The organism is Flexilinea flocculi (assembly GCF_001192795.1).
Taxonomy (GTDB): domain Bacteria; phylum Chloroflexota; class Anaerolineae; order Anaerolineales; family Anaerolineaceae; genus Flexilinea; species Flexilinea flocculi.
The window spans coordinates 1742811-1755645 of sequence record NZ_DF968181.1; the positions used below are offsets into that span (position 1 = coordinate 1742811).

11 protein-coding genes are annotated in these 12835 nt (G+C 39.5%); 9 read left to right on the forward strand and 2 right to left on the reverse strand.

The features are described 5' to 3' along the window. Positions 1-43 precede the first annotated feature (43 nt). Positions 44-691: a glycosyltransferase gene (locus ATC1_RS14945; RefSeq protein WP_172667787.1), complete on the reverse strand. Its 648-nt coding sequence runs from the start codon at positions 689-691 to the stop codon at positions 44-46. Positions 692-1306: 615 nt separating this feature from the next. Between ATC1_RS14945 and ATC1_RS12160 the strand changes: the two genes are divergently transcribed. From ATC1_RS12160 to argF, 9 genes are all read left to right on the forward strand, one after another. Continuing rightward, positions 1307-2503, forward strand: coding sequence for an MGDG synthase family glycosyltransferase (locus tag ATC1_RS12160; RefSeq protein ID WP_062282551.1), 1197 nt, complete (start codon positions 1307-1309; stop codon positions 2501-2503). A 225-nt stretch (positions 2504-2728) separates the two neighbouring features. Next, positions 2729-3754: a BMP family ABC transporter substrate-binding protein gene (locus ATC1_RS12165; RefSeq protein WP_062282556.1), complete on the forward strand. Its 1026-nt coding sequence runs from the start codon at positions 2729-2731 to the stop codon at positions 3752-3754. Positions 3755-3923: 169 nt separating this feature from the next. Next, entirely contained in the window at positions 3924-5450 is a 1527-nt protein-coding gene (locus ATC1_RS12170) for an ABC transporter ATP-binding protein (protein ID WP_062282559.1), read from the forward strand. Further along, positions 5447-6535 (forward strand): ABC transporter permease, encoded by a 1089-nt coding sequence (locus tag ATC1_RS12175; RefSeq protein ID WP_062282562.1) that lies wholly within the window; start codon positions 5447-5449, stop codon positions 6533-6535. Before ATC1_RS12170 ends, ATC1_RS12175 begins: the two co-directional genes overlap by 4 nt. Then, entirely contained in the window at positions 6532-7428 is an 897-nt protein-coding gene (locus tag ATC1_RS12180; RefSeq protein ID WP_062282567.1) for an ABC transporter permease, read from the forward strand. Before ATC1_RS12175 ends, ATC1_RS12180 begins: the two co-directional genes overlap by 4 nt. Then, the gene (locus tag ATC1_RS12185; protein ID WP_062282570.1) at positions 7425-8822 is read left to right on the forward strand and encodes an ADP-ribosylglycohydrolase family protein; all 1398 of its coding nucleotides are present in this window, start codon (positions 7425-7427) and stop codon (positions 8820-8822) included. The genes ATC1_RS12180 and ATC1_RS12185 overlap by 4 nt, the downstream gene beginning before the upstream one ends. Positions 8823-9190: 368 nt before the next feature. After that, on the forward strand, positions 9191-9415 hold the full coding sequence (locus ATC1_RS15195; RefSeq protein WP_062282573.1) for an FmdB family zinc ribbon protein: 225 nt from the start codon (positions 9191-9193) through the stop codon (positions 9413-9415). Positions 9416-9441: 26 nt separating this feature from the next. Further along, complete coding sequence (locus tag ATC1_RS12195) at positions 9442-10272, forward strand: SDR family oxidoreductase (protein ID WP_172667788.1); 831 nt, start codon at positions 9442-9444, stop codon at positions 10270-10272. Between the two features lie 184 nt (positions 10273-10456). Next, positions 10457-11386 carry an ornithine carbamoyltransferase gene (argF, locus tag ATC1_RS12200; RefSeq protein WP_062282579.1) on the forward strand — a complete coding sequence of 310 codons (930 nt, stop codon included), beginning with the start codon at positions 10457-10459 and terminating at the stop codon, positions 11384-11386. A gap of 188 nt (positions 11387-11574) precedes the next feature. Here argF and ATC1_RS12205 read toward each other — a convergent pair whose 3' ends face one another. Next, on the reverse strand, positions 11575-12549 hold the full coding sequence (locus tag ATC1_RS12205; protein ID WP_062282582.1) for a substrate-binding domain-containing protein: 975 nt from the start codon (positions 12547-12549) through the stop codon (positions 11575-11577). Positions 12550-12835 lie beyond the last annotated feature (286 nt).

The following is a 12835-nucleotide window of genomic DNA, read 5'->3' on the forward strand; positions in this document are numbered from 1 at the left end:
GCAATATGATTGCGACGTGAGTTTTCAAGAAATCCCTGTTTCTTTATACAAGTCTCTCTAATAAAGGTTTCAGCGCTTGCTCTGGTGAATATTTTCGCGCTTCATTTACACAATTTTGCTTCATAATCATTACAGCTCCCGGATCTTCTGCATATTCCTGCAATATAGAAATGAGTCGCTCCTGATCATGAACGGGAACAATTCGGCCGGTTTTTCCTTCGGTAATAATTTCTGAATTTCCACCCCAATTGCTCGCAACGACAGGCAATCCGGCAGAGAAGGCATCAATGATGCATCCGGCAAATCCTTCATTTTCCCAGCAAGTTAAAAAAAGAAGTAAAAAATAATTCTTTAATGTTTCTACCGAATGATCGGATGGGATGACACCCTTGTATTGGATGTAATCAGGGGATTGATTAATTATTTCATAAAATCTCTTTTCATATTTTTGATCAACCTTGCCGATAATATCAAGATGAAACAGAACCTGTTTGCTATTTGTATTGATCTTTACAGTGGCTTCTATTGCATCTTCAATACCTTTTTCTTCCATCACTCTGGAATATGTACAAATCGGGAATGGCTTTTGGAATTCAGTCCGGAGCTCACGGATAGATAAAACGGTTATCTTTTTACAATTCGGTAACATGATTACATTTCGAACGTTCAACGAATTCAATCGCTGTTTCATTGCTATCGTCTCAACAAAATTCGCATTAAATGAATTCAGAAAATAAACCCATTGTTTTCTCTTTAAAACTTGCCTGTCTAAAGCTCCTCCTATAACAATTTGGAAAATTTTGATCGGGATCAATTGTTTACAGATAAAAAACAATGGATAAAATATTTTTCGTCCATTTTGTGAAAGAAGAAAGATAATGGTTGAACAACGAAAAAATGATTGAATCATCTGTAAAAATACAGAAAAAGGCCGATTCTTCCATCCACAGGTATCGACAGTATAAATCTTTGAAAACAATTCTGTCTCGATTAAATAATCAGTTATTGTTTTAGTTTTAATGGTTTGTCCGTCAAATGATTCGCTTCCGAATGCAAAATGACCGAAAACACAAATTGGAGCAATTTTTATATTATTCAAATCATTATTCGTCATAGTATTTGAGTTAATTATATACTACATTTATTATTATTTTTCAAGTATATTTTAGAATTTCTTTTTAATGCAACTCGTAAATTGATTATTATTTCTTTTCTCCAATGGCTTTTCGAAATCTCGAATTACTGTTTTTTGAAATTTCAATTATCATATGTAGAAATCTTAGGTTATTTAAGATCGAGGTTAAACATGAAAAGAGTCTTGATATTAACTGCAGATGCGGGTTTTGGTCACCGAAGCGCTGCAAACGCAATCGCCGCAACGCTGCAGAAACAAAAGAGTATGGATATCGAAGTAAAAGTACAAAATCTTCTGAATGATCCCAAAACCCCATCGCTTCTCAGAAATTCACAGTATGACTATGATAAATTAATCAGAGAATCTCCGAAATTGTACGAATTTGGATACGAAAGCAGCGATAAACCATTTCCCTCACAACTTGCCCAGATTGGACTATCAGCGCTTTTGTTCAAATCCTTTTCAAACGAGATGGATGAGTATCAACCTGATATTATTGTCAATACCTATCCACTGTATCATCCGCCAGCACAAACCTGGTATCTTATTAATGAAGCTTCCTGGACTTCAGAAGAAATCTCAAAATTTTTACCACAATCTGCTATCAGCAAATTCTCTTTTCGTGGCAAACACATTCCGTTCATTACAGTCATTACGGATTTTGCTTCAGTTCATCTGTTATGGATGAGTTTGCTTCCGGATGCTTATTGTGTTGCCACCGAATTAATGCGTTACCAGGTTATTCAAAACGGTCTGTCACCAGAAAAAGTTTTTTGCACTGGAATTCCTATTAATCCGGTTTTTTCTGAAGAAACTCGTACAAAAGCCGCACTGAGGGTGTACTTTGGTCTCGATCCTGAAAAAACCACAGTCCTGGCTATTGGCAGCAAGCGAGTATCCAATTTAATGGAAAACCTGACCGTAATGAATCACAGTGGTTTTGATCTCCAGCTGATCATGGCAGCGGGAGGTGATGAAAAACTCTATCAAACCATGCAAAGTACACAATGGAATATCCCTGTAAAAATCGTTAATTTCACACAAGAATTGCCAGAAATGATGCTTGCATCTGATTTCGTAGTGACCAAAGCGGGGGGATTGGTTACCAGCGAGGCACTGGCTGCAGGTTTACCAATGATATTGATTGATGTTCTGCCAGGGCAAGAAGAAGGAAATGCAAGTTTTGTCCAAAATAACGGTGCGGGCATTGTCATATCAGATCCGATTAAACTGATCGAAACGATTTCTCTTTGGCTCAGAAATAATAAGGCAGGGTTAAAACTTGCTGCCGAAAATGCAAGACGGATCGGTCGACCGGATTCGAGTTCACATATTGTAAAAATAATCCAAAGTTTATTAGATGCATAGAAGAGTTATGATGGAATATTAAAAATCTTGAGTTTTTGACAAGTATTAATAAAAAATAGAAACCAAATTATTTCGCTGATATTATGCATTATGCAAGAATAATGTAATAATATAAAATTGGCTCGGATTTCCAATCACTGCAGATTTGCCGTATGGTTCTTGTATGAGCGTATAATTATTAAAACTCATTTTTTCACAAAAAACATTGACACTATAAGGAGAAAAATGAAAAATAGGAAATTGTTGTTCTTAATCAGTATTGTTCTTATTGTCGTAATCAGCGCCAGTGCATTTTCCCCTGTGCATAAAGCAGATGCAAAAAAAAGAGCAGTTTATTTAATTAACGGTTCATTAGGAGATAATGCATTCTATGATTCGGGTCAGGCTGGAATGGAATATCTCCGAGACCAATATGGATTGGATATCCGTACCATTGAATGTGGTTTTGATGCAGGCCAATATGAACCATCTCTGGAAGCGGCAGCCGGCTATGCAGATATTATTTTCGTGATCTCATACGGTTTTGAAGATCAACTGAAAGAAATTGCAGATCGATTTCCAGAAAAAATTTTCGTCAATCTCGACACTATTGTAGAAAACTCACAAAAGACCATAACCAGTGTCGATTTTATTGAAGAAGAGAGCGCATTTCTTGCCGGCGTCGTTGCAGCAATGGTCACTACAGATACAACCATTCCCAACATCAACGCTGACAAATTAATCGGCGTTGTTGGCGGTGATGTAGATCCTGTTGTGGATGCATTTCTTTTTGCATACGAAAATGGCGCCCATTACATCGATCCTGAAATAAAGGTGGAACGAAAATATCTCGGTGATTGGGAAGACACTGCAAAAGCGAAACAAGCCACACTCCAGTTATACGATCTTGGCGCTGATATTGTGTTTCAAGTCGCTGCTGCTGCAGGTATGGGTGTTCTTCAGGCATCCGGTGATCGAGGACTCTATTCCATTGGGGTCGACACAAATCAGAATAATATCATTCCAGGACACGTAGCAGCCTCTGATATAAAAGATGTTGGAATGGCAATTATCAATGTTTACAAAACCATCGATGAAAAAACCTATGTTCCAGGTACAATTCTTTCGTATGGACTGGCTACAAAAGCGGTCGATGTTGTTTTTGAGGGAAATAGCGACATACTGCCCAAAGCGATTATCGATAAAGTCGATTCTCTTCGTTCAGACATCATAAGCGGTGCGCTTAAAATCGATATTTATCAGGCAGAATAACTGCTTTCTTCAAAATAAGATTTAATATTTGAGACGCCAGATTTCTGGCGTCTCAAATTAACAATTTGAAATTCAAAGGGAAGTAATTCGAAATTTGGAAAAAGTTTTGAATAATAGGGAGAATATTTCAAATTTTCCTCATATTTCCAATTGCGGATAAAAGGGTGAAATGATGACAGATGTGATTACAATGGATCATATCGTTAAGGTTTTCCCGCCGAATGTTGTTGCATTGGATGATGTCAGTGTAACGTTTCGGGAAGGAGAAATTCATGCTGTTGTTGGTGAAAACGGTGCCGGGAAAACAACATTAATGAAAATCCTTTATGGGATGCAGGAAGCAAATTCCGGCAATATTTTTTTTAAAGGGAATCAGGTTCGGTTTAATAAACCAGGCGAAGCGATTTCCAGCGGAATCGGTATGGTTCATCAGGAAATCCTCCTGATTCCTGAATACACAATTTGGGAAAATGTAATACTGGGAGTTGAACCGACGGGGTATTTCGGGAAAATTGACCGCCAGAAATCCAGACAAAAAGTAAAACAGCAAATCGATGAATTCCAATTCCATTTAGATCCGGATGCCCGGGTAGAAGATATTTCTGTTGCTGCTCGGCAGAAAGTTGAAATATTAAAACTGCTGTATCGAAATGTGTCATTTCTGATTCTCGATGAACCGACTTCTGTTCTCACTCCACAGGAGATACCCCAGCTTTTTGATGAATTGCGAAGAATGCGTGACAATGGACGGACAATTGTGTATATATCCCATCATCTTGAAGAAGTCCTGGAATTAAGTGACAGAATCACCGTTCTGCGCAAAGGTTCCAAAATTGACACAATTGAATCGTCTGGTGCGACAAAAAGATCCCTTTCGCAAATGATGGTAGGCAGAGAAGTCATTTTTGAATCCATTCGCAAACAACAGAAAACAGGAGATGTCGTTTTTGATATGAGTGGCGTTGATTATTCATTCCCGAAAAATCGACCGCTTCTGCAAAGCATTCAAATGCAAATCAGAGCAGGAGAAATTGTCGGTATCGCAGGTGTCGAAGGAAATGGCCAGCTTGAATTAGTCAATATCATTATGGGATTGATAAAGCCAGATCACGGAAAAATTGAAATTCAGGGAGACGATTTTACTCACGCTTCCATTCTTGAACGAAGGAAAAAAATCTCATTTGTTTCTCAAGATCGCGCCAATATGGGTTCCTGTCTTAATGCCTCGATTTCTGAAAATATTCTGATGACGCATCACCGGTTAAACAGTCGTTTTTCAAAATGGAATGGTATTGTTTTAGAAAAAGCTCAAATTAATAAATTCAGTGAAGAAGTCAGGAATTCGTTTGATATTCAGATGGACAGCACGGATGCAGAAATGCGATCACTTTCAGGAGGAAACCAGCAAAAAACAATTTTAGGACGTGAATTGTCATTGGATACGCCATTTCTTCTCCTCGATCAACCAACTCGTGGATTAGACGTAGGTTCCATTGAATATGTCCATGAGCACATCCTTCAAATGAAAGATGAAGGTCATGCAATCCTCTTGCTTTCAGCAGACCTGGAAGAACTCTTTCGACTCTCCGATCGAATTCTGGTCCTTCATCGCGGTCAGATTGTTGCCAATTTGGAGACAGAGCACACTTCGATCGAAGAAGTTGGAATCTTAATGCTGGAAGGAGGCGCTCAATGAAACGGAATCTCTTTGTAAATCTGGCAGGAGTATTAATTGCAATGCTGCTGGGCGCCATTGTTATGCTCATTCAGGGTTATAACCCGGCAGAAACCTATGGCGCGTTATTCGGTTATTCATTAGCAAACTTCTATTCGTTTTCTACGACCTTACGCAACGCAGTCCCATTGATTCTTACCGGCCTTTCAGCATCCGTTGCATTTGCATCAGGTCCAGTCAATCTTGGTCAACCAGGACAATTCCTGATAGGTGCAATATTTTGCGTAATCGGGGGATTATATGTCGATTTGCCACCGTTTTTAATGATCCCTTTCCTTTTGCTGCTTTCCATGCTCGGAGGTGCTTTTTGGTCAGGAATTGCAGCTCTCTTAAAGAAGTTCTTTCGGATGGATGAGTTCATTACAACGCTGATGTTGAATATGATTGCAGATTACCTCACGTATTGGGCAATTACTTATCCATTATTCGAACCCCGCGCAAATCATCCTCAAACACCATTGATCACAAAAAATGGTTTCATGCCGAAATGGGGAAATTTTAACACCAATGTCATTGTGATGCTGCTTGTTTTCTTTGTGATCTGGTTCATTTTTAACCGTACGATTGCAGGATATGAATGGAGAATCTCTGGCAAAAACAGTCTTTTTGCTCGTATCGGTGGTGTAAAAATTGAAAAAAATTATCTCTCAGTCATGCTTCTGACAGGGGCTTTGGCAGGTTTGGCAGGCGGTCTGGTTATTATGTCGGGACCGCACCGTTTTATTAAAGGTTTAGGCGCGAATTATGCTTGGGATGGCATTATGATCGCTATGGTGGCAAATAATGGAATTACTGCAACATTATTGTATGGTCTGTTCTTTTCAATTTTGCAGACAGGATCATTGGGAATGGAGCTGATTACGGCTGTTCCTAGTGAACTGATTACTGTTCTTCAAGCAGTTATTGTCCTTGTAGTTGTTGCAGGAAGAGGATATTTTGAATTAATGATCGCGAAAATTGCAACCAGGCGCAAGCTCAAAGATCGTGATATTCATCCACAGTTTATCGATCAAAACGCGATCAACAGAGAGGATACAAAGCTATGAATATCATGATTGGATTAATTAATGGGATGATCGCTGCAGCCACACCCATTCTGCTGGCAGCACTTGGTGGTACGCTAACGTATTATGCAGGTATTTTCAATATTGCTATGGAAGGAATGATGTTAAGTGGCGCTTTTTTTGCTGTTCTTGGATCATATTTTTTTCATAGCTGGATTGTCGGAATCCTCTTTGGCGTTCTTGGTGCGATTCTGATCGCCCTGATTTTCATTTTTTTCTCAATTTTTCTAAAAGTAGATGAATTTGTGACCGGTGTCGGATTAAATCTTTTTGCGGTGGGATTAACAACTTATCTACTGCGACAGATATTTAATGTCAAAGGAGCTTTTACTGATCCGGGAATCGTTCCAATTCCCAAAATTCAAATTCCAATGATCCAAAATATTCCGGTTTTAGGGAAAATTCTTAGTGGACAGAACCTAATTGTATATATCGCGTTGATTGCTGTAATCTTCATCACCTGGCTTGTGTTTAAAACACGTTTCGGCTTACGCCTGCGGGCAGCCGGGTACAACAGCACATGTCTGGATACAAGCGGAGTATCATCCAATTTAATCCGTTTTCATTCCTTAATGCTATGTGGAATACTATGTGGATTTGCGGGTTCTTTCCTCTCCCTTGGGTATGTAACGCTCTTTACTGAGAATATGTCTGCTGGTCGTGGCTGGATCTCCCTCGCTGCAGTCATACTTGTCTCTGGAAATCCTCTTGGCATTGCACTCGTCTCACTCTTGTTTGGGTTTGCTGATGGATTAGGATTATTTCTCCAGCAATCACTTCCTTCACAATTCACATCAATGGTACCTTATGTTGCGACATTGATCGCGTTATTTATTTATTCGATTCGCAAAAAAAAGAAAGAGGCATTGATATGATGAAAAAAGCCTGGCAATTGGAAAGAGAATTACGAGATTCAGCAATTCCGATCGATAGAAGAAAGCATGCATCCCATTGGTACGAATCCGATTTTTCTGCGCCATCCGGAGATGATCTCATCCGTTTGTTTTGGAATTCGAGTGTTCCGGGTTCACTTGCTCCAGAAATTCCATATCAGGAGATGGTGCAAGCCTGGTCCAATCAGGGGTATGATGTTTCAGAAGCAGAAAAACTGATCCCAATCGGAATTGCTCTTCGTGCCTCTGATCAAATGGAAGCATTAAGAGTATTAACAGTAAAACTACTCAACCATTTGAGAACTGCGTCGAAAATCCCGAACCATCCATATAATGGCTATGCGCAATATTCATCCTGGGATGAAATTGTTCATGCACTTCCTTCTGCATCACAGAGCTTTCCTCCTGTACTCTGGTTAGATTCGTTTAACGAAAAAATTTATTGGGGCTGGTTAGGACAGCTGGCTGGCGGATCCTTTGGAACAGCGATTGAAGGGTACACAGGTACACAAATTGCAAAAGTATATGGCGAAGTCCGATCTTATATCACACCTCCTGAAACAAAGAACGATGATGTCCTCTACGAACTCGTTTTTCTCGACGTTTTTGAAAGGATGGGCAGCAATATCACCTCAGAGGAAATCGGGGTGGAATGGATCCGGCAGATTCCTTTCGGGTGGTCTGCGGAATGGGTCGCATTACGCAATTTGAGTATGGGAATTTTCCCACCTGAATCAGGGAAGTTTCTCAATTTCTATTCTGATTGGATCGGGGCACAAATGAGAGGTATGATTTGCGGCATGCTCGCACCAGCCAATCCACTGGAAGCCATCCGGCTTTCATACATCGATGGCGTAGTCTCGCATGCCTCCAATGGTGTTTGTGGGGAAATGTTTGCAGGCGCACTCACTGCGCTTGCATTCACTGCCTGTGATTCGCGGAAACTCATTCAAGATGCCTTGAATTTTATTCCTTCAGGATCGGAATATGCTGAAAAAGCAGCTTTCGTTATCAAAACACTGTCTGAAAATAAAAATCCTGATAAAGCCTGGTCCTTATTAGAAAAACATTTTGAGCGCTATAACTGGATCCATTCCTACCCAAACATGGCAGCTGACTTATTTTCTTTATGGTATTGCAACGATGACTTTACAGAAGCTATGGCACTCCTCGCAAAAGCGGGAAATGATGTCGATTGCAATGCCGGTTTGGTTGGGAATATTCTTGGAGTGATGAAAGGTGTTCCGCCTGTCTGGGCAGATCCTATTGGGGACCTGCTTGAGACCTATATCAAAGGGAAAGAAAGACTTTCGATAAAAGAACTTGCTGCCCGAACTGCACGTCTTGCAAAAAGCTATCAAATTATTCAACAGTAAATTTTTTTCATTGTTTTCATGAATTGAAATCATTGTCAATCGCGAATAGATTCTCGGTTTTGAAAGCTGCACGCAGCAACAACTCGAAATATGGGGTGACTTTTCGAATTACGGATTAAGCAGGCACTGTTAAGTACTTTTCACAAAATAACGGTCACTTTAGCGAAATTTCGAATCGTTTTTGCAATATAATTGGCATCGATTTAAAATATGGAAAAGATCATTTGTTTTTATAAGGTTTTTACGCACTTCGCAAAAACCTTATAAAAACTCTTTTTCGCTCTTTTCTCAAAAGATTTTTTCAAATTTTGAATTGCGATTTATTATATGAGAATTATTCCCAAAATAAACAAATTGGAGGCTGATCGATGCCAATTTATGAATATATTTGTGAAGAATGTTTAAAAAAGTTTGAATTAGTACGATCAATTAGTCAGGCTGACGATGCAGCTGTCTGTGCTTCGTGCAGAAGCGCAAAAACACATCGTATCGTATCAAAATGTTTCAGTAAAGGCGATCATCTATCCGGAAACAATTCTGCTGGAAGTTGTCAGAGCTGCTCCGGTGGCAGTTGTTCACATTGCGGACATTAAAGGCATATATGGGAAAACCAGATCAAATGAAATTATCAAACAAACTGGTATTAATTTCCGGTGGATCCAGCGGGATCGGACTATCACTTGCAAAAAAGATGGCTGAAAAGGGCGCTTCGCTCTTAATTTGTGCACGGCGAGAAAATCAACTTGCGACAGCAAAAGAAGAAATCTCAAAATCTTTTATCGACGATCGACAATTTGTTGAGACAGTTTCAGTTGATATGCGGAGTTTTGAAACAGTAAAAAACACGCTGTCGCCAGTATTTGACCGCTTTGGCGTTCCTGATATCGTTGTTCATTCCGCTGGTGTTGTCTATCCTGCCGTCTTTGAGAAAATTTCAAATGAACAATTTCACTGGATGATGGATACGAATTATTTTGGCGCTGTCAATCTGTTTCAGACGGTCGTTCCGAAAATGAAAGAAAGAAAATCCGGTCATATCGTCGCTATGGGATCCGCAGCTTCATTCATCGGTATCTGGGGGTATTCAGCCTATAGTGGTTCAAAATATGCTATTCGAGGATTGTGCGATGTTCTGCGATCCGAATTAAAACCTTATCACGTTCAAGTCTCCATCGTTTTTCCTCCCGACACTGACACACCGCAGCTTGCTTATGAGAATCAGTTCAAGCCAAAAATTACTCGAGAAGTAAGTGGAACCATTAAACCATTGTCGCCTGATTTTGTTGCAACAAAAATTTTACAAGGTATCCAACAAAAAAAATACGTCATCATGCCTGATCGTGACACAAAATTATTGTACACTGCAAGTAATTTACTTGGAACTGGTATTCATCGCGTTTTGGATTACTTCACATTGAAGGCTTTTAATAAATATGGTCCAGATGCCTGAGACAAATTTTACGTTCCAGCCAAGGAAAGAAAATCGAAATTGCTGGCATGATCCATCATTTTCTGTTCGATAAAACAGAAAATTTCATACCAAAAAGATCAATTTGTATCGATTCGGATTATTTAGAGAATCGTTAAAGTTGATTTGTTTTTTATTGTTCATTCATTTAAAGGAGTCAACGATTATGAAAATGAACCATTTCTTATCAATTGCGGATTATTCCGAACCGGAATTGATGCATATTTTAGATGTATCAATTCAATTAAAAAAAGAGTTAAAATCTGGCGGGAATAAACCGATTTTACGAGGAAAATCAATGGCATTGGTTTTTCAGAAAGCTTCACTTCGAACACGTGTCAGTTTTGAGATGGGGATGCAACAGCTCGGTGGATATGCATTTTATCTTTCACCGGATGAAATTGGTTTAGGAAAACGAGAAGCTGTGAAAGATATAGCACAAGTTCTCGCTGGATATGTAGACGCAATCATGGCTCGTGTATTCAAACATGAGCATATCGTAGAACTGGCAAAATATGCCGGAATTCCAGTGATCAATGGACTTTCAGATTACAATCATCCCTGTCAGGGTATGGCAGATGTCATGACAATTCTGGAAGAATTCGGCACACTCAAGGGAATTAATGTGGCGTTTGTCGGAGACGGGAATAACGTAGCAGTCTCACTCATGCACGCATGTACAAAAATGGGAGCGAATTTCTCAATTGCCAATCCTGCAGGTTATGACATGCCGGAAAACGCCATTTCAATGGCGAAAGATTTTTCAACTATCAGCGGGAGTTCCTTGCATTTCAGTAACGATCCTTATGAAGTTGTAAAAAATGCGCAAGTTATTTATACTGATACATGGGTCAGTATGGGGCAGGAAGCAGAATCAGAAACACGGTTAAAAATATTTAAACCCTATCAGGTCAATCAAGAATTACTATCTACGGCTCCGAAAGAGGCGATTGTCATGCATTGTCTGCCTTCCCATCGCGGCCAGGAAATTACTGATGAAGTTCAAGATGGTCCGCAATCCAGAGTTTTTCCGGAAGCACATAACCGTTTGCATGCCCAGAAAGGTATCATGGCCTGTCTTCTGGCAGATATGTAATTCAAAGAAATCTAACAAGGCTGATGTTTATTGACACCAATACATTAATCAAAGCCATTGCGATCGCCTTGATCAATGCTATTCTTGCGTATGCATAACCAATGAAACGTGCTTTCATTAAAACGATCGTCTAAATGATTTGGGCTTTTGACTTAATAACAATCAAAAGCCCAAATATCACGAATTAATTAACTTCCGCCAAATTTTTTGTACATTTCCTCAGCGTTATCTTTGGTGATTTCTATGGTTTCAAGAACTACGGTCCTCTCAGGTTCGACACTCTTTTCAAGGATCTTCACTGCCCAGTCGATTGCTTCAGCGCCACCAGTTGGATAAACATAAGTTACATTTATCCGGCCATCCATCACAGATTTAATACCACCATCCAAGGTGGGCAGACCATCGATTCCGATGACAACCTTATCGCTCAAATCAATTTTGGCATTCTCTGCCGAAATGATTGCTGCTTCAGCCATTGGATCATTATGCGCATAAACTACATTAAATTCGGGATTTGCTGCAAACATTGATTGTGAAACCGGAATAGCTTTCTCCCGTAACCAATCTGCGTTCTGGCTTGCAATAATTGCCACATCTGTATTTGATGCAATTCCTTCGCGGAAACCATCTCCGCGTTCCTTTGCCGGTGTTGCACCCTCCAAACCACGAATTTCAAGCACATTACACGGAGTTATTGCTTTATCTTTACACCATTTCGCAACATACTCTCCTGCTTTTTGTCCGATAAGGACATTATCTGCACCAATCCACATCGTGTATTTCTCGCCATTTACTTTACGATCCAACACAATCACAGGAATACCTTTGTCATATGCTTTAGCAACTACATCCGTCAATGGAGCTGCCTCGTTTGGCGAAATGATAAGTAAATCGATGCCTTGTTGCAAGAAATTTTCGACATCAGCAACCTGTTTGGCATTGTTTTGAGCAGCATCTGCAAAAACAACTTCCAATTCGGGGTATGCCGCTGCTGCAGCTGCGATTTGGTCATTCATCGCCTGTCGCCAGGGTTCACCTTTATTAGCCTGGGACATACCAATTAAGAATTTATCTTCGTTGGCTGGGGCAGCAATCGCCATAACTGTAGTTGTTAACACAGTCAGAATAACAAATATTACCAATACAAATTTTTTGGTATTCATTGAAATATCTCCTCTTTATGTTTGTAAGACAATAATCGAACAGCGTATACAATATTAAATTAACAATAGATGGAAACTCTGTAATTTCCTTCAAAAATACGGCCTCCTTTCTTGGTTCTCATAATAAAAAAAAAGCGAATGACAAACAGAGTTATAGTCGAATAAAGGTGAAGAAAACGTTTACATCATTATTGATTTTTTCCCATGATGAAGGATTCATCCTATGCTATAAACGATTTCATTCCATGTATTTTTTTGTTTTATATGAATGATATTTAGATACTTT

Bases quoted from the DNA above. Each gene is read 5' to 3' on its own strand.
- ATC1_RS14945 (WP_172667787.1), bottom strand. From the start codon at position 691: ATGAAACAGCGATTGAATTCGTTGAACGTTCGAAATGTAATCATGTTA.
- ATC1_RS12160 (WP_062282551.1), top strand. From the start codon at position 1,307: ATGAAAAGAGTCTTGATATTAACTGCAGATGCGGGTTTTGGTCACCGA.
- ATC1_RS12165 (WP_062282556.1), top strand. From the start codon at position 2,729: ATGAAAAATAGGAAATTGTTGTTCTTAATCAGTATTGTTCTTATTGTC.
- ATC1_RS12170 (WP_062282559.1), top strand. From the start codon at position 3,924: ATGATGACAGATGTGATTACAATGGATCATATCGTTAAGGTTTTCCCG.
- ATC1_RS12175 (WP_062282562.1), top strand. From the start codon at position 5,447: ATGAAACGGAATCTCTTTGTAAATCTGGCAGGAGTATTAATTGCAATG.
- ATC1_RS12180 (WP_062282567.1), top strand. From the start codon at position 6,532: ATGAATATCATGATTGGATTAATTAATGGGATGATCGCTGCAGCCACA.
- ATC1_RS12185 (WP_062282570.1), top strand. From the start codon at position 7,425: ATGATGAAAAAAGCCTGGCAATTGGAAAGAGAATTACGAGATTCAGCA.
- ATC1_RS15195 (WP_062282573.1), top strand. From the start codon at position 9,191: ATGCCAATTTATGAATATATTTGTGAAGAATGTTTAAAAAAGTTTGAA.
- ATC1_RS12195 (WP_172667788.1), top strand. From the start codon at position 9,442: ATGAAATTATCAAACAAACTGGTATTAATTTCCGGTGGATCCAGCGGG.
- argF (WP_062282579.1), top strand. From the start codon at position 10,457: ATGAAAATGAACCATTTCTTATCAATTGCGGATTATTCCGAACCGGAA.
- ATC1_RS12205 (WP_062282582.1), bottom strand. From the start codon at position 12,549: ATGAATACCAAAAAATTTGTATTGGTAATATTTGTTATTCTGACTGTG.